Source organism: Spiroplasma endosymbiont of Panorpa germanica (assembly GCF_964019765.1).
GTDB lineage: Bacteria > Bacillota_I > Bacilli_A > Mycoplasmatales > Mycoplasmataceae > Spiroplasma_B.
The window spans coordinates 827,106-848,045 of record NZ_OZ026461.1; the positions used below are offsets into that span (position 1 = coordinate 827,106).

The following is a 20,940-nucleotide window of genomic DNA, read 5'->3' on the forward strand; positions in this document are numbered from 1 at the left end:
TTTTTATAATTCATCTGTTTTTTCTGGATCTGGACCTAAACGACGTTCAGGTTGAAGATTATTAATAACTTTAATTTCCTCTTCTGTTAGAGCAAAACCTTCGATGTCAAAGTTTTGTTCAATTCTTGAATTGTTTGATGACTTTGGAATAACAATAATTCCACGGTCTCAAGCTCAACGTAAGGCAATTTGGGCAGGTGTAGCATTGTATTTCTTACTTAGGTCCACAATAACATCTATTTTAGAAACCTCTCCACGCATTATTGTTTGTCATGATGTTACTGCAATATTGTTGTCATGGCAAAAATTAACCAAATCAATACAAGGCAATTGGGGGTGTAATTCTATTTGATTAACCATCGGGGTGATTTTTGAAATTTCAAAAAGTTTTTTCAATTGGTTTATTGTAAAATTTGAAACCCCAATTGCTCTAGCTTTCTTGTCTGCGTATTTTTGTTCTAAAACTTTGTAAGTTTGCTCCCATCCTGGGGAAAATCAATGAATTAAACATAAGTCAATATAATCAGTTTCCAATTCGCTCAAAATTCTGTCAAAGGCAGCTTCGGGGTTATTGAAATCTGTGATTCAAATTTTAGAAGTTATAAAAATTTCGCTTCTTGGTATTCCTGAATCCTTAATAGCCTTAGCTATTATTTTATGGTTATTATAGAATTGAGCTGTGTCAATATGGCGGTAACCAACTTTTAAGGCGTGTTTAATAGCTTCTAAAGTTTCCTTCTCATCTGTCATTTTGTAGGTTCCCAAACCAAATTGCGGCATAAGCACTTGATTGTTTAATACTTTTTTGTTTTCCAAAATTTTACTCATAATAATACCTCTTTTCTGTAAATAAAAAATTATATTCCGCGTGCTTTTCGAATAGTATCGTATGCGGCATTTATTTTAGCCATCTTTTCTTTTGCATAGACTGAATCGTTCACATCGGGGTGATATTCTTTTGCTAGTTTTAGATAAGTCCTCTTTAAATCCTTATCCCCAATTTTTTCACTAACTCCCATCATTTTATATGCTTGGGCTAACTCGTTTGTTTGATTATTTGCGAAGCCTTGATTATAGCCTTGCCTTTGATTATTTTGGTTTGTACGTTGTCCTTGATTAAAACCTTGATTATGAGCTCCAGAGAAAAACGAATTAATATTTTGAAATAGATTTTCAATCATCTTATTGATGTCATTTGTAGCGTTATTAATAACTTCATCACATCGACGTTTGTTATAGTCCATAATTATTTTTGAAGAGTCCGCGATTATCTGTTCAAAGTTTCCTGCAGGAAAAATGTCACTAGCGTTTAATCCCAAACCTTTACCAATGAAGGAAGGCATTATTTTGTTACAAAATTGTTCCAAAAAAACTTCCCTAGTTCTGTCTAAATAGTTATTATAATACTTTATATATGTAATATACTTGATTTTAATTGGACTGTTCATTTGAATTTCATCAAATTTTGAAAGCAATCGACTTTCTTGAGTTGATCAGTCCAAAAAAAGTTTCTCAAATGAATCATAAATTTGTTCAAGTATTTCAGCACCCTTGGCACGATCACCTGTTTTTTCAAATAAAAATTTCTCAGTTAGATATAATTTGGTTTGAAAAGGATATTTATCAAACTTCTCTTGGGAATTAAAATAGAAGATATCTACTGGTTCTGCTACTTTTTTTGACTTCATGTTTTTGCGAAAAAGTCTTGCAAACGAAGTATTTCGATTGTGTCAGGAAGACTTAAGAAAAGCAAATAAAAAAAGCAAAATTGACATTACAAATATTGCCAAAAGTAAGCTACCCAAAATCGAAAATAGTCAAGCCATAAATAAAATCACCTTTCATATATTATAGCCTATTTGAAAATAAAAATAAGCACTCAAGAGTGCTTATTTTAATTCTTTATTTCTGCTGGAATAACAACCGCTCTTGTGCGATCTTTTCCAAATTTTTGATATTTAACGATACCTGAAACTAAAGCGAATAGAGTGTCATCTCCACCACGACCAACATTTTGACCAGGGTGAATTTTTGTTCCTCTTTGTCTAAAAATGATTGAACCCGCATTAGCAAATTGACCGTCAGCTTTTTTAGCTCCCAATCTTTTTGATTCAGAATCTCGACCGTTTCTTGTTGACCCTACTCCTTTTTTAGAAGCAAAGAACTGTAAACCTAATAGAAAACGCATATTAATCGACCTCCTTTAAAGTAATATTTTTTGGATATTGAAATTCAATTGTTTTTAATTGTAAAATCATAAACTCACAAATCAATTGAATATCCTTGTTTGATAAATTATTAATTTTAATAATAACCTCATTATCTAAAACTTCTAAATTAGTCTCGCTTTGAAACAGTTGGTCTAAACCGTTCAAGGAACCGTTTATAATAGCTGATACCCCAGCGCATACTAAGTCTTTTCCAAATTGATCTGCTTGCGCGTGACCCTTAATGGAAATGTTCTCGTAATTTTGGTTGTTTTTTTTGATTAAAACTTTAATCATTATAATTATGCAGCCTCATCATTTGATGGACTAGCAGCTTTTGAAGAACCTTTGGCTTGAATAGAATCAATTTTAACTTTTGTAAAAGGTTGGCGGTGCCCGTAAACTTTATTTACATTCTTTTTCGGGTGGTATCTAACAACACGTAATTTTTTCTCTTTACCTTGTTTGATAATTGTCCCTTTTACAGTAGCTCCATTTAAATAAGGTGTTCCTACTTGACCATCGATCATTAGGATTTCATTAAATGTGAAAACAGAACCTTCTTCTCCTAAGATTTTTTCAATAAAAATTTCATCACCGGGTTGAACTTTAATTTGTTTTCCCCCTGTTTTTAAAATTGCAAACATTTCTAAAATCTCCTTCAGTATAGACTCGCCTTGTACGTGAGTTTTAAACTTCTTTATAACGCACAAAAGAGCGGTTGAAACTGTCAACCTCATTAATTATATACACTTGCAATAATTTTTGCAAGGCATTAAATTAACATTTTATATTAAACTAGCAGCTTCTTCATCCACAATAACAGTTACATCTTTGTGATTTTTTAGTACTGTACAAGGTCAATTAATTGATATATTTCCGTTTACCAGCTGTTTTATGGCTTCAGCTTTATTTTTTCCAATTGCAATTAAAACGATTTTTTTAGCGCTCATTATTGAATTTAGACCCATTGAAATTGCTTGTTTTGGCACTTCATCAATTGAGGCAAAAAATCTTGAATTAACATCAATTGTTTCTTGAGCTAAGTCTACAATTGAAGTCATTGAATCAAAACTTGTCCCTGGTTCATTAAAACCGATGTGGCCATTAGTTCCAATTCCTAGTAATTGTAAATCAATTCCTCCATTTTCAGCAATTAATTTATCATATGCTTCTGGGCTTTTGTTGTTTATCCCGTTTGGAACGTGTGTATTTTTAATGTTAATATTCACTTTTGTGAACAATTTTTCGTCCATAAAATAACGATATGATTTTTTATGTGTTGGCTCTAAACCTACATATTCATCTAGGTTGAAAGTTTTCACCTTTGATCAGTCTGTCTTATTTTTTTTAAAATCTTCAATTAAATACTCATAAGTTGACTCTGGAGTACTTCCTGTTGCTAATCCCAAAACTATATTTGGATTTGAGTGGATGTTTTCTAAAATGAATTCAGCTGTCATTTTTCCCACTTCTTTGTTGTTTAAAACTTTAATTACTTTCATAAATTCCCCTTTGTTATAGAATAATATTACCTTTTTAATCCTAATTAAAAAAGGGGTTTTCTCACTTTTTTAAAAAACTATTAAATTATTATAACTAGCGTTCAAACTTTCGGCTTTAATTTTTTCTGAGTTGTCCCAAGTTGTTGAAAAAGCCTTAGTTTTATAACTCCCTGAAACCGCATTTGTGCCGTGCATAAACATGAAAGTAATCCCAGCAATTGTTGAAATTAAGTCAGTGACACCGCTAATGATGCTTCCGATTCCAGAAAAAACCGCTCCACTTAATCCTGCCCCAGCAATAACCTCGCTACATTCAAGAAAATTCAATTCTTTAATAATATCACCCCGAATTAAATTCGTTTAAAATAATGTCCGACCCTATTTTTTATGAAATAAGTCGTATAATTTATTTTTATTTAGACCAAAATCCTTAGCAACTTTGATAATAGCTGATTTGGTATTTAAACCATTATTCTTTTCAAGAATTACCTTTTGAATTTGCTCTTCATCACTCATTGAATCATTATTATCACTAATTTGAGGAATTATAGTCACAACAAATTCCCCCTTTTCAATCAAGAGATTCTGATTTAAGTACTCATTAATTTCGCTCCCAATCAATCAAACAAATTCCTCATTTATTTTGGTAATTTCACGAGCAATAACAATTTTGGATTGTGGGCCAATATTTTGAGATAGAAATAATAAGGTTGACTTTATTCTATGAACCGACTCATAAAAAGTGTATGCTGTATTTTCTTCAAAGCCTTTGATTATCAATTCCTGATTACTTTGTTTTTGATCCCAAAATCCCAAAAAGACATTTTTGATACCAACAAACCCCGAGACAATCAGAGAATGAATATATGCAGGTCCAACATTAACTGGTGCTAAATTAAAATCATCAAATATGTCTTCTTCAAAAAGACGTGAAAGTAAGTGAGCACCTGGATCACAAATCAAAGGTACCCCAGCATCTGAAATAATTGCTATATTTTTATTTTGATTAATAGAGTCTTTAATTTTATCCAAACGACTTGATTCGTTAAATTTATGAAATGAGAAAAGCGACTTTTTGATTTCATAGTGATTCAAAAAAATACTACTTGTTCGGGTATCTTCACAATAAATTTCATCCACTGATTTTAGAGTTCGAATCGCTCTAAAACTTACATCTTCTAGGTTTCCAATCGGAGTTCCTACCAAAAATATTGTTGGTTTTTTGTTCTTAAAAGTCTTCTGTATTTTCATAAATCCTCCAATAAAAAAACCTAATATGTTTATTAGGTGTAATTAAATATTTCAATTATTTCACTGATTTTATAGTAATTTTGTAAGGTTCACGAACCTCTCTTACTTCAACAGTATCTCCGATTGAAAGTCCCAAAATAGCTTTGGCTAATGGAGACTCGTTTGAAATCATATTTTTAAAGGGGTCAGCTTCAATCGCACCCACAATTTTAAACTCAATTTCTGTTGAATTTTTAAGATTTTTAACAGTTACTACGCTACCAATTTTAACATCTCCAACACTTTTTTTAGTGCTGTCAATAACTTTTGCTTTTGAAATCATTGTTTCGACTTCTTTAATTCTAGCCTCAACCTCAGCTTGGCGATTTCGAGCTGCATCATAATCAGCATTTTCGCTTAAATCCCCTTGAGCACGAGCCTCAACTAATTCTTTAATAACATCTTTTCTTACTACGTTTATTAAGTTATCTAATTCTTTTTTTAAGTCTTCTAGACCCTCAGCAGTTAAAATAATTTCAGTTTTATCTATCATATAATTCCCCTTTTTATTAACTATAACATTATATACGATTATTAAGCAATTTTAACAATTTTATCGGAAATCAGTATATGTTTTTATCCACACTTATTTTGTGGATAACTTACTTTAAATTTTCTATGTAGTCTATCAAATTATTATAGGCTTTTGGATTTTTAACTATTTTTTTTAACTCAATCTTGTCGGCCTGTTTTAATTCCTCTAAAGTGGGGTAAATGCTGCGTATTTTGTTTACAGTAACTTGTCCAATTAATGGTATTTGGGCTAAACCATCTTTTACCAAAGCGTTAGATTGATTATTCCTAAATCCTGAAATTGCAAAGTTATGCACACGATCTTGCATTTTTTTTAAAAAGTTGAAAAGTTGGCTTTGTTTTGAAATGATTAAATCTTGTTTGTTTAAGTCCAGAATATGGTCAGTATTATGGTGTTGGTCCTTCACTAATCCAATCACCGGGATTTGTAAATCTAATAATTCCAGTTGTGATTTAATTGCATTAACCTGAATAATTCCCCCATCGGCAATTATTAAATCTGGTAATTCTTGTTGCTCGCGTAGTCCTCGTTGAAAGCGTCGGTAAATCATATGCTGGAATCTTTGATAATCTCCTTTTTTGGGAATATCAATATTGTACTTTCTAAAGTCGTTAAAACTAGGTTTACCACCCTTGAAAACTACCATAGCTCCAATAACAAATTCGTCCAAGATATTTGCCACATCGAAGATTTCGATATGTTGTGGATAATTTGGAAGTTTCAAAGTTTCTTCAAGATTTTTTAAGATAGTTACTTCATTGTTCAAAACTATTGTTTTAGCAAGTTTTGATTGGCGTAAGGCTTCCTTAGCATTTATCAATGCCAGATTTAATAACCTTTTTTCAGTCGGACTAACCACAGTGGTAATCTTACCATTATAATTATTGGAAAATTCTTCAACATTTAAAGAATCGTCCACCAGGATGAAATCGGGAAGCATGTTTTTTGCATAAATTTGAGATAAATAAGACTCATGTAATTCATTTAAATTTTGACCTTCAAATTCTCCAACAAATTCATCTTTAAAAACCAATTTTCCTTGTCTGTAAAAAAGAATAGAGAAAGCAATTTTGTCTTCCTCTACGAAGAAAGCGATGACATCTTGATTTAAATTATCATTGAGTTCCACTTCCTGCTCGACTCTTGAAAAGTTTAAATGCTCAATCAGTTTTTTGATTCTTCCAGCTTCTTCAAATTGAAGATTATCAGCTGCTTGAATCATTTTACTAGTTAACTTATTTTTTACCTCTTCACTACTACTTCTAAAAAAATCATCAACATGATTGATTTTGTCTTGGTAATATTCTCAATTAACTTCTTGAAAACAAGCTCCCGAGCACTGTTGGATGTGATAATACAAGCAAGGTTTACCCAAATTTCCCAAACATCTTCTTAAAGGATAAATCCTTTGCAACATCTTCAAAATCTCTCTAGCACTAGTCCCATCAGGAAGAGGTCCAAAACTTTTCAAAGAGTTTTTATCATACTTTCTTAAATATCGGTATTCTGGATCGGGCTCATTTGTGATCACAATATAAGGATATTGCTTATCATCATTTAAAACAATGTTAAATCTAGGCTTATATTTTTTAATTAAATTCTGTTCTAGAATTAAAGCCTCTTGCTCATTTTCTGTAATAATAGTTTTTATTTCATGGATGTTTCGAACAAGCTGCATTGTCTTTATCCCACTTACTTTTTTAAAGTAACTTGAAACTCTACGACGAAGTCTTTTGGCTTTTCCCACATAAATAACTTTTCCCAAATTATTATAAAACAAGTAGCAGCCTGGATTTTCTGAAATTAGACTAAGCTGCTCTTCAACATTCTTCATTAGATTTCCTCCTAAAACTCAGAGATTTGGCTTAACTTTCTAAGAGTTCTTTTATAATTACTTAAATCCTCAGGATCTAAATTTCAAACCGCACTAAAGTTTTTCAAAATCCCCATATTTGGACTTTTACTTAAAACTAAAGCATGAAAACGCGTTTTACGTTCGATTTGTATTTTTTTAATCTCACGATATATTTCATCAGGAATTTCTTCACCAAGAAAATCTGAAATCATTAACACATCAGCATTTTGATACTCGCTAGTTGTCATAATTTCTAAAGCTTTTTGTAATGGTGTGGCAAAATCTGTTCCTCCATCTGAGAAATTCATTGATAAGAAATCGTAAAGTAGTTTGATATCGCTGTGCATTGCTGTTAAATCTAATGAGTTGATATCAGTAGAGAATGTAATTAAATGGATACTACGACGGTTACGATTAGCCAATGCGCCCATCATAATTGCTGTTGCCTTAGAAATCAATTCTGGATTTCCATGCATACTTCCCGAGATATCAATAATAAGTATGATTGGTCCTCGTTTTTGTTCTTGACTTAAACTTCTTTGTTGTTTAATTCTTGAAAGTTCATTTTCATTCATAGTTTCAGTATTTTTGTAATCAAATGTTTGAAATTTTTGTTCCAAATACTTAACCATGAATAATTTTTTTAAGGCCGGTGTTTTTAAATAGGCTAATTCACTAGATAGGATTCGGTCTATATCTGATGATAATTTCATACCCAAAATTTCTTCAGGATAATTTTGTTCTTCTATTTTTTGTTTCTTTTCAAACGATTTTTGAAGTCTTGATTTATCAAACTCTTGTTTTGCACCTGAAAGTTTTCCTAAGATTTCAAAAAGCCTTTTTAAAACAAGGTTGTTCTTAATCTCATCAGCTAATTTTATCATTAATTCCATTTCCTTCATCGAAACTTTAGTAAAATCTAAACCTCAAGCTGGACCATAAATATCTCTTATTGGTTGAGTTGTGTCAATGAAACTAATGAAACCGTTAATGTCACTTTTAATTTCGCGAGCAACTTTATTTGCCCCTTCATTTATGTAAATAAAAATCTCTGATAAAAATTCATCATAAATATCTGATTCCAAAATTTCTATAATGTTATCGAAATTCTCTTTATTATCAATTTCAGTGTTTATTTTTTCCAATTCTTTTTCAACCGCTATTTTATTCGGTTCAAAAAGATCTGTGATTTGAGTTAAAGTCAAGTCAATGGTTGAATTATCAATAAAGTGATTTTGGGATATATTTTTTTCAACCACTTTTATATTGTTGACTATTTTTTCATTAGGTTTTAAATCACTAATTATCTTAGTTCAATGATTATAGAATCCAATGATTGCTTCTCTAATTTTTCTACTCAATAAAAGATTTTCTTCTCCCTTTAAATGAAATAAATAGTCATTGTATTCAGGAAGGGTTTTCAAAAAATATATTTTTTTATCCAAATAATCGTAAGCAAGTTTTTTGGCTTTTTGTGTATACTTATCAATTTCACGATAATAGTTATCAAAATATATTTGAATTTTTTTATTAAAATCTTTTTCTAAATGTGCAAAAATATCACCAGTCGCATAACTGATCAAAACCTTGACTCAATCATCTATTACATCTTCTTTGTAAATGCTTGGTAGGACATCAAAATCATGCAAAAAATAAGACTCATTTTTATGTAAATACTCTCTTGTTTCGTTGTGTTCATAAACAAAGGTGGCGGCATTCATTTTTTCCAAATAATTTAAATCACTTTTAACTTTATTCTCCATCAAAAAGCGATGAATCAAAATTTCAAAATTACTAAATAAAACTTCTAGTATTTCCTTCATTGTTTTTTTCTCAGAAGCGCTGGCTGCCTCAAAAAAATTCTGGTAATATTCTTGTTTGAATCAGTTCTTTTTGAAATTTGAAATTTGTAAAATTAAAGATTCGCTTATTTCAGACTCAATTTTTTGTTTAAAATTAATCATTTAACCAACCATTTTCTGAAGCTTTGCAAACGATTTTTCAAAATCATTTCTAATTTCTACATCTACTCCGTCAATCCCATTAAAAGCTACAGGAAAGAAAACTGAACTGGCCTTTGTTAAAGTACTACGTTCTTGAGAAATTCTCTTAAGAATTGATTTGTAGCGAGTCCCGATTTCTTTGGTATAGTTCCTGTCAGAAAAGTTATTTTTTAAAACATTTTTTACTTGAACCGTTAAAGACTTAATTTCAGTTTCAGCTCAACTAGCTTCATTCTTGATACCAATTTCTTTATTCATTAATTCTTTGTAAATTAAATTGATTTCATTTCTTTCATTAACGGTATTATTATTTAGTTTATTTCATAAAGTATGATTTACTACAAAAGTGTCAACCATCTCTACCTTATCTCTACCAGAACAGTGAGCGCTAACTTTCATTAGTCGAATAACTTTTTTTCAGCGACGATCTGAAATATATATTCCTGTCTTAGCTTCAATATTAGCTTTTAATTTATCAATAAAGGCGATAACTTCTTCTGATAATGTTATGAATTGGCCTTTTTTACCATCAACTACTTCACTAATCTGAGTGATCATTTCTGGGGTAATTAAATCTTCTGCTTGAAGAGTCACATCCAACTTTGCAGGGTTATAATTTACCATTTTCAATATATTGTCAAAATCTTTTATTGGGGTTATTTCATAGCGAATTAAAAATCGGTCATACAAAGCTTCTAGACCTTGGTTTTCTTCGGGAAATTCATTGGAAGCTGAAATTAATAATTTCAGAGGAACGCGGTTTACCTTGTTACCATTTCTAAATTCTTTTTCGTTGATTATTGTTAGTAAGGTATTTTGGATACTTGGACCTGCTTTTCAAATTTCATCAAGAAAAGCTACATCCGCACCTGGTAAATAACCTTCAGTTCTTCTAAAATATTCTCCGTGTGTTAATTTATCTATGTCCAGGGGTCCAAAAATTTCATCTGGTGTTGAATACTTATTCATTAAATATTCAAAGATTTGACCATTTCTAATAATATTTTTGACCAACTTAGCTAAATTGGATTTTCCTAATCCTGGTTTTCCATATAAAAAAATTGACTCTTCTGCAAACAGCGCTAAAAGCGTCAGATGAATTGCCTCATCTCTTTCATATAAATTATTTGTTAAAAAAGTTATTAATTTCTCGATTTTATTTTTCATGTCTACCTCTTTTATTTATTATATATTTATAGGTAATTTAAGTCAAAATACTGCTCAATTTTTCATCTTTTTTTAAGATAGCTTTAATAGCTTCCTTGACAATCAATTTGAAATCAGAATTATCAAAAACAGCAATCCCTTCCATAGTTGTTCCCCCTGGTGAAGTAACCTGTTTAATAATTTCATTAGGTTTTAAATCAGAATTTAAGTAATTTTTGAAAGTTCCTTCAAATACGCTTAAAAATAATTCCTTAACATTTAAATAGCCTAATTCCATTTCAGCAGCTAGATTTTCAAATAGCTCATAGAAATACAAAATCAATGCAGGAGAACTCCCTGCCAAAGCAGCGAATTTTGAAAAATCACTTTCTTCTATTTTGTAAATGGCTCCAAACGCTTTTAAAAGCATCTCGATATTTATTAATTCAATTGGGCTCAATTCTCAACTAGAGCACCAAGCTGTTGCTGACTTATTTACATTAGCATTAATGTTCGGCATTATTCTAATGATTTTTTTAGACCCTTCTTTTAGTAAAAAACTATTAATTTTTTCAATCGACCAAGAGACAACCATTGAAATAATAATTTTTGAGCTATCAACAAAAGGACTGATTTGTCCTAGAACATTCAGCATATCTTTTGGCTTTATTCCCAAAAAAATAACATCTGTTTTTTCCACTAATTCTTTTATACTATTCAGTGGTGTTGTTAAATTATTTTTTAAAAAACTTTCACTAGTTTTTAAATTCCTATTAAATGTAAAAAGTTTGAAATCACCAAGTTTTTTATTATGTTTAATACCTTTAATTATGGCCATTCCCATATTTCCAGTTCCAATAAAACCAATATTTTTAATTGACATATAATTTAGCCCTCATCTCCATTTTCTTTATTCAAGTATATTGTTTTTGAAAAATTAATTTTAAATTGTTTTTTGCTTTCTTCATCTTTTAAAATTCTAATAATAAAAGCTGTTCCAGATTCATTTAGTTGGTGGATGCTTTTTGTTACAATATTAATTTCATCATGAGAAAAGTTATCTGAATCAAGATCTAGTAAAATTATTTCTGGATTATTCAACATAGCTATTAGCAAGGTTATCTTAAACTTTTGAATTTTACTTAATTTAAAAATTTTAACAAATAATAAATCATCTATTTCAAAATAGCGAATTAGCTCCACTAGTTTTTCCTCTGATTCTTTTTTTGTAATTGATTTTAATTTCCCGCAATATGAAAGATAATTTTGCAAAACCATTTTCTCTGGTAGCTTGTTTAAGTCTAAGACATAGCTAATCTTTTTAACTAGAGAGGCTTCAAAAACATTTAAACCATTTAAGAAAATCCCTCCAGATTGAAAATTACTTTGACCTGAAATTATTTTGAGCATATTGCTCTCATCAATGTCAACAAGCTGATTTATAGATTTTTCCATAATATAAAAGGAAATGTTTTCATAAAAAGAAGTTGCACCCCTTTTTTGAGTGATGTTATTTACAATAAGCAACTTTTCCATGAACCTATCTCCTTTTTACTATTTTCTTATGAAATTCTAAATACCCAATTGAAATTGTCAATAATGCCACAGCTATCCAAGTAAAATAAAGTGTTCAAACTGGTACGATACTTTTTTTAAAGCTGTCTATTTTAACCATTCTTTGTGCATATTCATTTACTTGATTTCTTACAATAAATTCCTCAGGTGCGTAGCCTTCTTTAAACTCTACCTTATAATATTTGTTTGCCATTGCGCCAATTTTTGGATTAGATTTGTGATACTCAATTTGATTATTGTATCAACCGAAATTACTCATTAATCAAAATTGAGACATGTAGTTTATACCCACACTGGTTTTTTGTTTTTTTATGTATCGATTAAGATCGGGTTCGTTTCACAAATTAAAATTGTAGTTGTATGCGTTTCTAATCATTGATAACATAGTTCCAGTTAACACTCTTTCACCCGAGGATGAGTTAAACAACAAATGTTCTTTATTAGCGTTATTGTTTTGCAAACTATTATAAAAGAAATCTTCACTATTTGTTTGGTTTAAATCTAAGGGCGATAAACTTGAAGTATTAAAGTATGAGTAATCATTTATAAAAGTGTTTGCGTAATCATAAAACTGTATGATATCTTCATTCGAATAATTTAATGAGAGTGTTTTAGTTTCTCGAATCTCTTTTAAAGCTATTAATATTTGGTCATTATTGAATGGGTTTAATTTTATATCTTTAATATTTTTTCTCTCTAAATTGAATAAAGAATTTTTTCAATCATTCTCGCGAGTCTGAGAGAATTTATTTTCTAGATAATAGTCCCTTAAGCTTTGGTTAATATCATAAAAAACTTCTAAAGGTCTTAATTTCTTAGAAACCATGTCATTTCCTCATTTAATACTGCCGTCAATTATTTCTCAATTTATTTCAAAGTCATTGTTATCTCCAGTCTTTTTATCAATATCTAAAAAAAGATAGTCGTTAAAAACACTAGAATAAAGTTCGTTTTTGTAATCATTCTCAATTTTGCATTCTTGATTACAGCTCTTTAATTTAAATGCATAGTCTCAGAATTCAAATGACTTAATCAAATCTTCAACAAATTCATTAACTTCGCTCAACTCATAAATATCCACAACTGTTTCAATCCCAATAGTTTGACGACTTAAATTTCTAGCTATTAAGTCATCTCTTGGTGAATCCTTTTTTTGAGTAGTTTGAAAGTGCAGGTTAGCACTTAAACCGCTAATTGATAGGGTAATTGCAAACAATGTGGCAACAATGCTTGGAAACAATCATGGCAGTGTCATTTCAAACAATACCATCAACCCAAAAAATAATAGATTTATAATTCCTGCCGTGAAGAAAATTGGATAAAACATTTTTAAGTAAATGTTAAAATTCTCAAAATTTCGGACCAGAACCATTGATACTGTAACGCAGAATAAAGTTAAAATAAAAATGGTCGCTACTCAAAAATTAATGACCATTCTAATCGAAAAAATTTTTCAATTAGAAATAAAACTGGTTCTTTCTAAATTAATAATTTGTTGTTCGAAATGATTATGAAAAAATTTTCTTGAGAATCATGTTTGAAATAACAGAATTCAAAATATTAAAATTGCAATATTTACAATAATTAAAGTCGTCTCAGATTTAAGAGTAGCATCATTTTTGGCTTTGTCAATGATAAAGTAATTAAAAATTAAATTAATTAGAAGAACAAAAAACGAGAAAACAATTAAGCCTCAAGACTTAATTGTTTCTTTTCAAATAAACGCTCTTATGATTCTTGCTTTACTTTTCATTCTTTCTCCTATCTCAAATTAAAAGTATGGTCTCCTAATATTTTTTGCGTAACTCCAACAAGTCTAATTTTTGAAATACTTAACATTGATGTTGTATCATCAAATTCTTTAAGATTAGTTGAAAGATGGACATCTTCATCGATTCCAAAATCCACATCATATTCCCTTTGCCTTTTAACCAGTTCTTTAAAATCTCTTTTAAAGTCCCCAACTGTTTTATTGCTATTTTTAAAAATAATATCTTCAATCTCCTCTTCAAAAACTTGCATGATGAAGTTATATTTTGTTTCATTATTTATTTTAAACTTAGTAGTTCCCTCAAATGAAAAGTTGTAGTGTAAAAATTTTACATCGCCTTCTTTAAAGTTTATATCCACATCTTGGGTAGCTCTAATTCTAAAATCTAAATATGAGCTCTCAAAAGAATTGAATTCCTTGCTAAATTTAAAACTATTATCAATTAATTCATACTTATTTTTCAATTTTGAACTTTGGTCCAAAATTTTTATAACCTCAGCTTTCGCCTGATCTTCTCTGGCAGTAGGCTTTAATTTAATTCCCGAAAAATCACAATCAAAAAAAGTGATTTCGGGATATTCTAAATAGCTCATGTCCTTCTCGTTGACTGTAAACTTCATTTGCTTATAGTCACCGGTTGAGAAATAGTTTTCAACATTTCCAGTAAACTCTAAAATAAATTCACCTGTTTTTGTTTTGCTATCATAATAAATATTTTGTCCCTTATCAGGATAATATTTTCATTTATTATTAATTCTTGGATCTTGATTTAAAGTATTGCTAATTTCTGACTCTATATCTGCCAAAGAATTTCTGTCGCTGCGAATTTGAATATCCCCTAATGAAGTATCTAGAACTCTTTGACTTGCAACTGCATTTTGTGGGTCAGTTCAGTTAATTTCAAAATCAAAATCAAAAACATCATCAGCTTTATATGCCAGGTCGACATCATTTTTAAATTTTATTTTACAACTTCCATAAGGGTTAAATTTATGTGATTTTAAATAGATGATTTCTGTATTACCTGAAAAATATTTATTTTTATCAATGCCGGTGAAAAGCGTTTTTTCAATAGTATCACTTTCGCTACCAAATTTAACCTTTAGATCTCTAGTGAAATCATAATCACCCAGTTGAGTTTGCCCTTTAATTTCAATTCCGTCAACACTTTTTGTAGTAAAATTAAAATTAAAATCGTCGCCCTCTTCACCAAGACCATCGATATCCTCATTTATTGAAAAAAGAAAAAACCCCATACCAAGTTGTTTGTCATAATCCATCGCTTCAAACTCATATTTATCTTTAATGATTGAATTTTGGTCAAGTTGATCGATAAAGTAATCTTGTATTTGTTCCTTTGTAGTTGTGTTATTAACAAAAATATCTGTTATTTTAATATTCAACAAGTCTAAAATCTCTTCATGTTCATCTCAAGGAATTTCTTCATCTGGAACTAAACAAGAAACCACTCCTGAAGTTGGCACTGTAAATAAGCAAATTGCGCCTAATATAGCTGTTAACTTTTTCAAAATACCAACTCCTTTATTTATTTATTTTATCACATAATTTATCAATTGATTTTTGACAAATCTACGTGAAAATGCAAAAACCAGCAATGCTGGTTTTTATTTTTTTACTGAATTAATGATTATTTCTTTTATTTTTGAAATAACTAATTGTCATCCTTCTGGTTTAGGGGTTTTATCAATTTGTTGATCTAAAACTATAAAAGATGTTGATAATAAAATGGTTGATATAAAGATTAGCACCAAAATAGTTATGCTAATTTTTTTAAGCATTCTAGTTTCTTGTTTGAATGTAGCAAAAGACAGGCACATAAAGAAACTTAAAATTGCAATTGAACCGACTCATAATCAAGGATTTAAAAGTGATAAAAGGATTAATCTAATTGGCATTTGGTTAAATGTTATTGTTGTCATTCCAGGTGTGAATTCATCTTCTAACAGTTGTTCTCTTTGTGATTCTCAAAATTGTGAGCTTTTAACTATATTTATTAGGAAGTATCCAATTGTCAATAGTAACAGTATTCCAAACAAAGTTAAAAATATCTTAAAAAAATTTACTTTTTCTCTTAGCATTGCTTACCTTCCTCTTTTATTTACAATAATTATTATACCAACATTATCCAAAAGTGCAATAAAACTTTAAATTTGCTTTTAAAGTAAAAAAAACCAAAGAATTTGGTTTTTTTTACTTTCTAACGAACATTATGGGGGTATAAATACTAGACGAGAAATTAACTCCCTTTTGTGGTTCGTTTATAGCTGATAGTTGTCGTATCTTGCTTTCGCTTTCTTAACTTGATTTATTTTACAAAAAAACCAAAAAAAAGCAAGTAAATTTGCAAAATATTTACTTTGCAAAAAAACTAGCTTTTAAGTCAGTATTTCAAGATATTTTATCTTCATAATTTTTCTTACTGATATAAAGTCAAAAACCATTAACATTTAATTTATTTTCGTTGCAGACCGCGTGGGTAGCAACCAAATTGGAAGTATTTACATTATTAATATTACCGTCCACTCAATCAATGTTTCAACCTTTTAAACCTGGTTCTGGTTCACTTGTATTCATATCTTTAAATTTCATGATGTCATCACAAATGTAACACATTCGCATTTTTTCTTTATCTTGATTATTAAAGCTGACTGAGTTCTCTCAAGCTATATTGAATTTTTCCATATTGTTACCTCATTAATATTATAGCATAATTGATTATTCCAAGAAAACAGAAAACTGATTAAAAATTAAAAAAAACCTAATAAGGTTTTTTTGTTCTAAATAATTAACTATATCGTTAAAATTTATAATAGATTGTTTTTGCAGTACTTTTACTAGTTCTCGTCAGAAAATGGTGTGTCCTTAGCTCTTTTTCAACCAAATGTTCTACCGGTTTTATTTCTTAAAGACTCTGGACCTTTTGTCTGGTAATTTATACAAGCATTTCTTGCTGCCGAGTAAGAGACGTTGTACATATTTACAAGATCTTTTAGGGGAACATTATTTTCAAAATGCTCCTTCACCATTTCTAATTTTTTTTCATAACTCAAAATATTAGACTTATTTCCCTGGTGGTTCGCCATAAAATTACTCCTTTCTTTTTTTACAATCTATTTATATAATAAACGATTTTTTTAAAAATTTAACAATAAGTGCCACTTTAATATAAAAATTAGGCTAATAATTCAAAATTTTAATAAACTAAAATACTAGTTGATAAAAAATAAAATAAGAATAGAATAAATATCAAGGAGGAATTAGTATGAAAAATAAAATTTTAGTAATAAATGGTTCAGTTAGTCCTATTGAAAAATCTTTTTCTGTAGCATTAACAAATCTATTCATAGAGGAATACAAGAAAATTGACCCTCAAGCAGAATACATTCATTTAGATTTAAACAATGAGGAGATGGCACACAAAACTCTAACTAGAGATAATATGGCTACCTACTTTAATGAAAATGATACCTTTAAATACATAAATCAACTGAAGGAGGTTAATAAAGTTATTATTGGCTGTCCTATGAATAACTTCAACGTTACTGGGTTGGTTAAAAATTATCTAGAACACGTTTTATTAGCCAATGAAACATTTTCTTATAAGTATTCAAAAAAAGGCGAAGCAATCGGATTGTTGAAAGACTTAAAAGTTCAAATTTTGACTACTCAAGGCGCTCCTTTTGGTTGATATTTATTTGGTAACCACACCGAGTTTTTAAAAGGAACATGAGAATTTATGGGGGCCAAAGTAAACTCGCCTGTTTTATTTGCAGGAACTAAAATAGCTCCCGTTGATAAACAAAATCCTAACGAAGCTGTCTTACAAGTTAAAGATGAAATCATTAAAGCTGCTAAAGAATTTTAAAAAAATAGACGTAAGTCTATTTTTTTTATGAAGCAATAATTGTAACGGTTTTGAGATTTAAAACCCTTTTCATACCGTAGTTTATTTCAACATTTAGTTTACTAAATCCTGAATTTAATAACATGTTTTTAAATTCTTCAACCCCATACCAATTCAAATTAAATTGTTGAACCTGTGTTTCAACAATTTTATCTGCTTGAAAATCCTCATAAACCAGTTGTGAGATTGTTTTTTGATTAACTCAATCAATCTCCTTAGATTTATTGGTTAATTTTATAACGCGATTATCATCTATTTGATAGTCAAAACTGTGGTCAACACCAGGTTTAAAATTTGTTGGGTAAATTAAGTCTACTACCAATTTACCTTCTTTTGTTAAAATATTTTTAAAATTCTTTAAAATTTCCATTACCTGATTTCGATCTTCAATAAGACAAATTGTGCCAGTTGGCATTAAAATTGCGTCGTATTTTTGAGTTAAACTAAGGTTGATCAACTCGTCGTGAATTAGCAAAGCCTCTTGGTTATACTTAGTTAAATTGTTTTGACAGATCTCTAACATTTCTTTTGAACTATCAATTCCAACCATTTTGATACCCTTTCTCAAAAATGGAACCATCATTCTACCAGTACCGACTCCGGCTTCCAAAATATTTCCAGTATAATTTTTGACTTGATCAAAATAAAAATCTAAATCACCATCAACAGAGTATCCAACCGGCTTTGTCATGTCATAAATCAAACCACTTAAACTAGGATAATAATTTTTCATTTAAACACCCTGAACAATGCTAAGATTTGCAAGAGACTTTGATTTTTTAACTAAATTTTTAATATAGCGACTCATCAAAATAGCATCAATCACTATTGAAGCTGTAAATAAAATTATAAATGTCACGACTCAATAAACATCAAAAAAGTTCTTAATTAAAACCGTAATAAAAATAACATTTAAAAATGCTTTTATAGTTAGACTAGCTATTAGATAAGATATTTTCAAGCGATTTTCTGAAATCTTTTCTTTGCATGTTGGTTCAAGTGATTTTTTTTGGTCTAAATCTGAGATTATTTTTGGTTCTTTTGGTTTGATTCAATGTCAAAATAAGAATGAAAGCGGGATAGTGGCTAAAGAACTTGAATATTGACTGATTGGAAATTCAACAGCCGCTTCGATTAAAAATACTAAAATAATAATTCCAATCACGGCTATCAAAATATCAAACCATTTTGTTTCCTTAAATACAAAAATTTTAACTAATAAAAATACAATTAGCAGTACTGTCGTTGTTGATTTCAAAAATATTTGAATTCAATTTAATGTCTTGGTTAATCTCATACAATTACCCCCAATATTAAAAAGATTATAGCATATTTGAAAATTATATTGAAATTCTACTATTTAATGTCAGCTTCAATATATTTAACCAACTCTTTTAGGGTCGCTTTAAATTTTTTAATCTTTTTGTTTAATGAAGTCGAGTTAATCGGTTCATCCACAGGAGCCATTAAAGACTCATCTTTGCTAATAATAGCCATTTGCATTGACATGATTTGAACTCAAAACGTGTTAGCAAAAATATCTAAGATTTCGTTTAGAATCGAAACATACCCTTTGGTAATAATGATTCCAACCTCAACTTCTTCTTCTAATGATTTAAACTTATCTAAGAAAAGTTTTTCCATAGCCATTGTTGTAGTTTTAATATCTTCAAACCCTTTGGTCCATAATTCTTGAATTTGGCTTTCTGCCTTTTGAATTTGTGACTCTTTTAAAGTTATTTTTAATTCTTTAAGTAAATCTTTTGGCGGACTAAGGCTAATTGTTATTTTATTACCAAAGTAATCTAAAATCACATCTTTCTTCGCGTTTTTAAAAAAGTCTTTGGTTATTTTTTTAATATCTTGTAATTCAGTATGATAACCTTGGTTATCTTGTGAATTTTTCTGGTTGTTTTTAGTGTTATTTTTTTTCGAATTTCTTACTATAAAAATTAGGCCCGTTGCCCCAAAAAGGATCGCTGCAATTCCTATTCCAAGAACAATTCAATACATATCACTCATATTTATGTCCTCCGTTTCTAACAACTCTAAAATTATACATTAATTAAATAGAAAAATTATTTAATAAGCTTATTAAATAATTTGTCATACTCTACTAAGTCATCTCGTCGATTGATTAGTTGATCATAGTTTTCGTCGGCATATTTTTTTTCTTGAATTCATTTTCTGAAAGAATCTGCTGATTGTTTTTCCATTTCTAAATCAAATTTAAGTTTATCAAAGTTAGGTTCTTCTAATAAACTAGGGTCAATGTTTAAACAATAGCTCAAATAAGGTAATTCGTGATTTCGATCCAAATAATCAATTGATCTCTTCATTTGTTTAAATTTTTCAATAACACTTTCAAAAAAATTGCAATTTTGATCGCGTAAATTTAAAGCCTGAGAAAACAAATCTAGCAATTGAGAGTTATACTCTTTTAAAAATTTATAATTATTGGTAATTTGAATTTCGTTGTCACGGATTTTGCTTAAATGATTTTTTATTTCAATTACATTTGAACCAACCCTGGCACGACGCACATCATTGAATTCTGAGTCGGTCTGTTTTGCAAATTTTTGGTTATCTTCTAAAAGCAAGCTGCTTAAATAGTCGAGTTCCTCAATCTTTTGAATTAATTCTTCAACTTGATCACTATTTTTGCTAATAATTTCCAAGGATAATTCAATTTCGTTGTTTAAAATAATGACCGGGTCAAATTTTTCACGAATCTTTGTGAGTGTTTCTTTAGTTTCGCCGTCCAAATATATACTTTGCAGGAAAATCCTCTTAATACTTAGAGCTTCTAAAACGTCTAGTTTGGTTTTATCGTCAATTACTCCCAGTGGGTTTTTTAGATTATCTAATTTAACACTTGCAAAATTGTTTTTTCTCAAAGTTATGTGATTTTCGGTTTTTGAAATACGATTATAGAAATCAATTTCAATTTTTCTATCTTCAAAAGCAGATCTTTGAATTGAAACAAAGCCGATAACATTTCCCGTGCGATCATAATCAAGTCCAAGCGGAATAAAAAATGTCCTTATAGGCACTTTTTTGCTTATCTTATCGATTTTAACTTCATATGAGTAATTAATTTGAAATACTTCTCATGTCTTCATAAAAAA

General features: G+C 29.4%; 24 protein-coding genes and 1 other annotated feature. Of the genes, 1 reads left to right on the forward strand and 23 read right to left on the reverse strand.

The window, feature by feature from the left end:
- Window positions 1-3 precede the first annotated feature (3 nt).
- The 19 genes from AACK87_RS03805 to AACK87_RS03895 all read right to left on the reverse strand — a co-directional run bounded on the left by AACK87_RS03805 (window position 4) and on the right by AACK87_RS03895 (window position 16,991).
- On the reverse strand, window positions 4-828 hold the full coding sequence (locus AACK87_RS03805) for an aldo/keto reductase (RefSeq protein ID WP_338971771.1): 825 nt from the start codon (window positions 826-828) through the stop codon (window positions 4-6).
- 29 nt (window positions 829-857) lie between these two features.
- Complete coding sequence (locus AACK87_RS03810; RefSeq protein ID WP_338971774.1) at window positions 858-1,688, reverse strand: J domain-containing protein; 831 nt, start codon at window positions 1,686-1,688, stop codon at window positions 858-860.
- Between the two features lie 206 nt (window positions 1,689-1,894).
- The gene (gene rpmA, locus AACK87_RS03815) at window positions 1,895-2,188 is read right to left on the reverse strand and encodes a 50S ribosomal protein L27 (RefSeq protein WP_115558358.1); all 294 of its coding nucleotides are present in this window, start codon (window positions 2,186-2,188) and stop codon (window positions 1,895-1,897) included.
- Window position 2,189: 1 nt separating this feature from the next.
- Window positions 2,190-2,504 (reverse strand): ribosomal-processing cysteine protease Prp, encoded by a 315-nt coding sequence (locus AACK87_RS03820; protein WP_338971778.1) that lies wholly within the window; start codon window positions 2,502-2,504, stop codon window positions 2,190-2,192.
- 5 nt (window positions 2,505-2,509) lie between these two features.
- Complete coding sequence (gene rplU, locus AACK87_RS03825; RefSeq protein WP_422397185.1) at window positions 2,510-2,854, reverse strand: 50S ribosomal protein L21; 345 nt, start codon at window positions 2,852-2,854, stop codon at window positions 2,510-2,512.
- An 11-nt stretch (window positions 2,855-2,865) separates the two neighbouring features.
- Window positions 2,866-2,940 (reverse strand) — a sequence feature (ribosomal protein L21 leader region).
- A 55-nt stretch (window positions 2,941-2,995) separates the two neighbouring features.
- Complete coding sequence (gene nagB / locus AACK87_RS03830; protein ID WP_338971779.1) at window positions 2,996-3,712, reverse strand: glucosamine-6-phosphate deaminase; 717 nt, start codon at window positions 3,710-3,712, stop codon at window positions 2,996-2,998.
- Window positions 3,713-3,781: 69 nt separating this feature from the next.
- The gene (locus tag AACK87_RS03835; protein WP_338971781.1) at window positions 3,782-4,039 is read right to left on the reverse strand and encodes a hypothetical protein; all 258 of its coding nucleotides are present in this window, start codon (window positions 4,037-4,039) and stop codon (window positions 3,782-3,784) included.
- A gap of 51 nt (window positions 4,040-4,090) precedes the next feature.
- On the reverse strand, window positions 4,091-4,963 hold the full coding sequence (rsmI, locus tag AACK87_RS03840; RefSeq protein ID WP_338971783.1) for a 16S rRNA (cytidine(1402)-2'-O)-methyltransferase: 873 nt from the start codon (window positions 4,961-4,963) through the stop codon (window positions 4,091-4,093).
- A 55-nt stretch (window positions 4,964-5,018) separates the two neighbouring features.
- A complete protein-coding gene (gene greA, locus AACK87_RS03845; protein ID WP_338971785.1) occupies window positions 5,019-5,495 on the reverse strand; it encodes a transcription elongation factor GreA in 477 nt (158 codons plus the stop codon).
- A gap of 109 nt (window positions 5,496-5,604) precedes the next feature.
- Window positions 5,605-7,371, reverse strand: a complete 1,767-nt coding sequence (uvrC, locus tag AACK87_RS03850) for an excinuclease ABC subunit UvrC (protein ID WP_338971788.1) — start codon at window positions 7,369-7,371, stop codon at window positions 5,605-5,607.
- 11 nt (window positions 7,372-7,382) lie between these two features.
- Entirely contained in the window at window positions 7,383-9,356 is a 1,974-nt protein-coding gene (locus AACK87_RS03855; protein WP_338971790.1) for a VWA domain-containing protein, read from the reverse strand.
- Window positions 9,357-10,562 (reverse strand): AAA family ATPase, encoded by a 1,206-nt coding sequence (locus tag AACK87_RS03860; RefSeq protein WP_338971792.1) that lies wholly within the window; start codon window positions 10,560-10,562, stop codon window positions 9,357-9,359. It abuts the gene before it with no gap.
- Between the two features lie 37 nt (window positions 10,563-10,599).
- Window positions 10,600-11,424 carry a pyrroline-5-carboxylate reductase gene (gene proC / locus AACK87_RS03865; protein WP_338971794.1) on the reverse strand — a complete coding sequence of 275 codons (825 nt, stop codon included), beginning with the start codon at window positions 11,422-11,424 and terminating at the stop codon, window positions 10,600-10,602.
- 5 nt (window positions 11,425-11,429) lie between these two features.
- Window positions 11,430-12,077 carry an ATP-binding cassette domain-containing protein gene (locus tag AACK87_RS03870; RefSeq protein ID WP_338971796.1) on the reverse strand — a complete coding sequence of 216 codons (648 nt, stop codon included), beginning with the start codon at window positions 12,075-12,077 and terminating at the stop codon, window positions 11,430-11,432.
- Window positions 12,078-12,081: 4 nt separating this feature from the next.
- Window positions 12,082-13,869: a hypothetical protein gene (locus tag AACK87_RS03875; RefSeq protein WP_338971799.1), complete on the reverse strand. Its 1,788-nt coding sequence runs from the start codon at window positions 13,867-13,869 to the stop codon at window positions 12,082-12,084.
- An 8-nt stretch (window positions 13,870-13,877) separates the two neighbouring features.
- On the reverse strand, window positions 13,878-15,416 hold the full coding sequence (locus tag AACK87_RS03880) for a hypothetical protein (protein WP_338971802.1): 1,539 nt from the start codon (window positions 15,414-15,416) through the stop codon (window positions 13,878-13,880).
- A 96-nt stretch (window positions 15,417-15,512) separates the two neighbouring features.
- Window positions 15,513-15,986, reverse strand: a complete 474-nt coding sequence (locus AACK87_RS03885; RefSeq protein WP_338971805.1) for a hypothetical protein — start codon at window positions 15,984-15,986, stop codon at window positions 15,513-15,515.
- A gap of 274 nt (window positions 15,987-16,260) precedes the next feature.
- Window positions 16,261-16,590 (reverse strand): hypothetical protein, encoded by a 330-nt coding sequence (locus AACK87_RS03890; RefSeq protein ID WP_338971808.1) that lies wholly within the window; start codon window positions 16,588-16,590, stop codon window positions 16,261-16,263.
- Between the two features lie 152 nt (window positions 16,591-16,742).
- A complete protein-coding gene (locus AACK87_RS03895; protein WP_338971811.1) occupies window positions 16,743-16,991 on the reverse strand; it encodes a helix-turn-helix domain-containing protein in 249 nt (82 codons plus the stop codon).
- Window positions 16,992-17,170: 179 nt separating this feature from the next.
- Here AACK87_RS03895 and AACK87_RS03900 point away from each other — a divergent pair, with 179 nt between their 5' ends.
- Window positions 17,171-17,773, forward strand: a complete 603-nt coding sequence (locus AACK87_RS03900; protein WP_338971814.1) for an FMN-dependent NADH-azoreductase — start codon at window positions 17,171-17,173, stop codon at window positions 17,771-17,773.
- Between the two features lie 25 nt (window positions 17,774-17,798).
- On the opposite strand, the gene AACK87_RS03905 is transcribed toward AACK87_RS03900, so the two are convergent.
- Genes AACK87_RS03905 through AACK87_RS03920 form a run of 4 tightly spaced genes read right to left on the reverse strand, consistent with a single transcriptional unit; the run spans window position 17,799 to window position 20,934 of the window.
- Window positions 17,799-18,545, reverse strand: coding sequence for a class I SAM-dependent methyltransferase (locus AACK87_RS03905; RefSeq protein ID WP_338971817.1), 747 nt, complete (start codon window positions 18,543-18,545; stop codon window positions 17,799-17,801).
- Window positions 18,546-19,109 (reverse strand): hypothetical protein, encoded by a 564-nt coding sequence (locus AACK87_RS03910; RefSeq protein WP_338971820.1) that lies wholly within the window; start codon window positions 19,107-19,109, stop codon window positions 18,546-18,548.
- 59 nt (window positions 19,110-19,168) lie between these two features.
- Window positions 19,169-19,834 (reverse strand): hypothetical protein, encoded by a 666-nt coding sequence (locus AACK87_RS03915; RefSeq protein ID WP_338971823.1) that lies wholly within the window; start codon window positions 19,832-19,834, stop codon window positions 19,169-19,171.
- 56 nt (window positions 19,835-19,890) lie between these two features.
- Complete coding sequence (locus AACK87_RS03920; protein ID WP_338971825.1) at window positions 19,891-20,934, reverse strand: hypothetical protein; 1,044 nt, start codon at window positions 20,932-20,934, stop codon at window positions 19,891-19,893.
- Window positions 20,935-20,940: the final 6 nt, after the last annotated feature.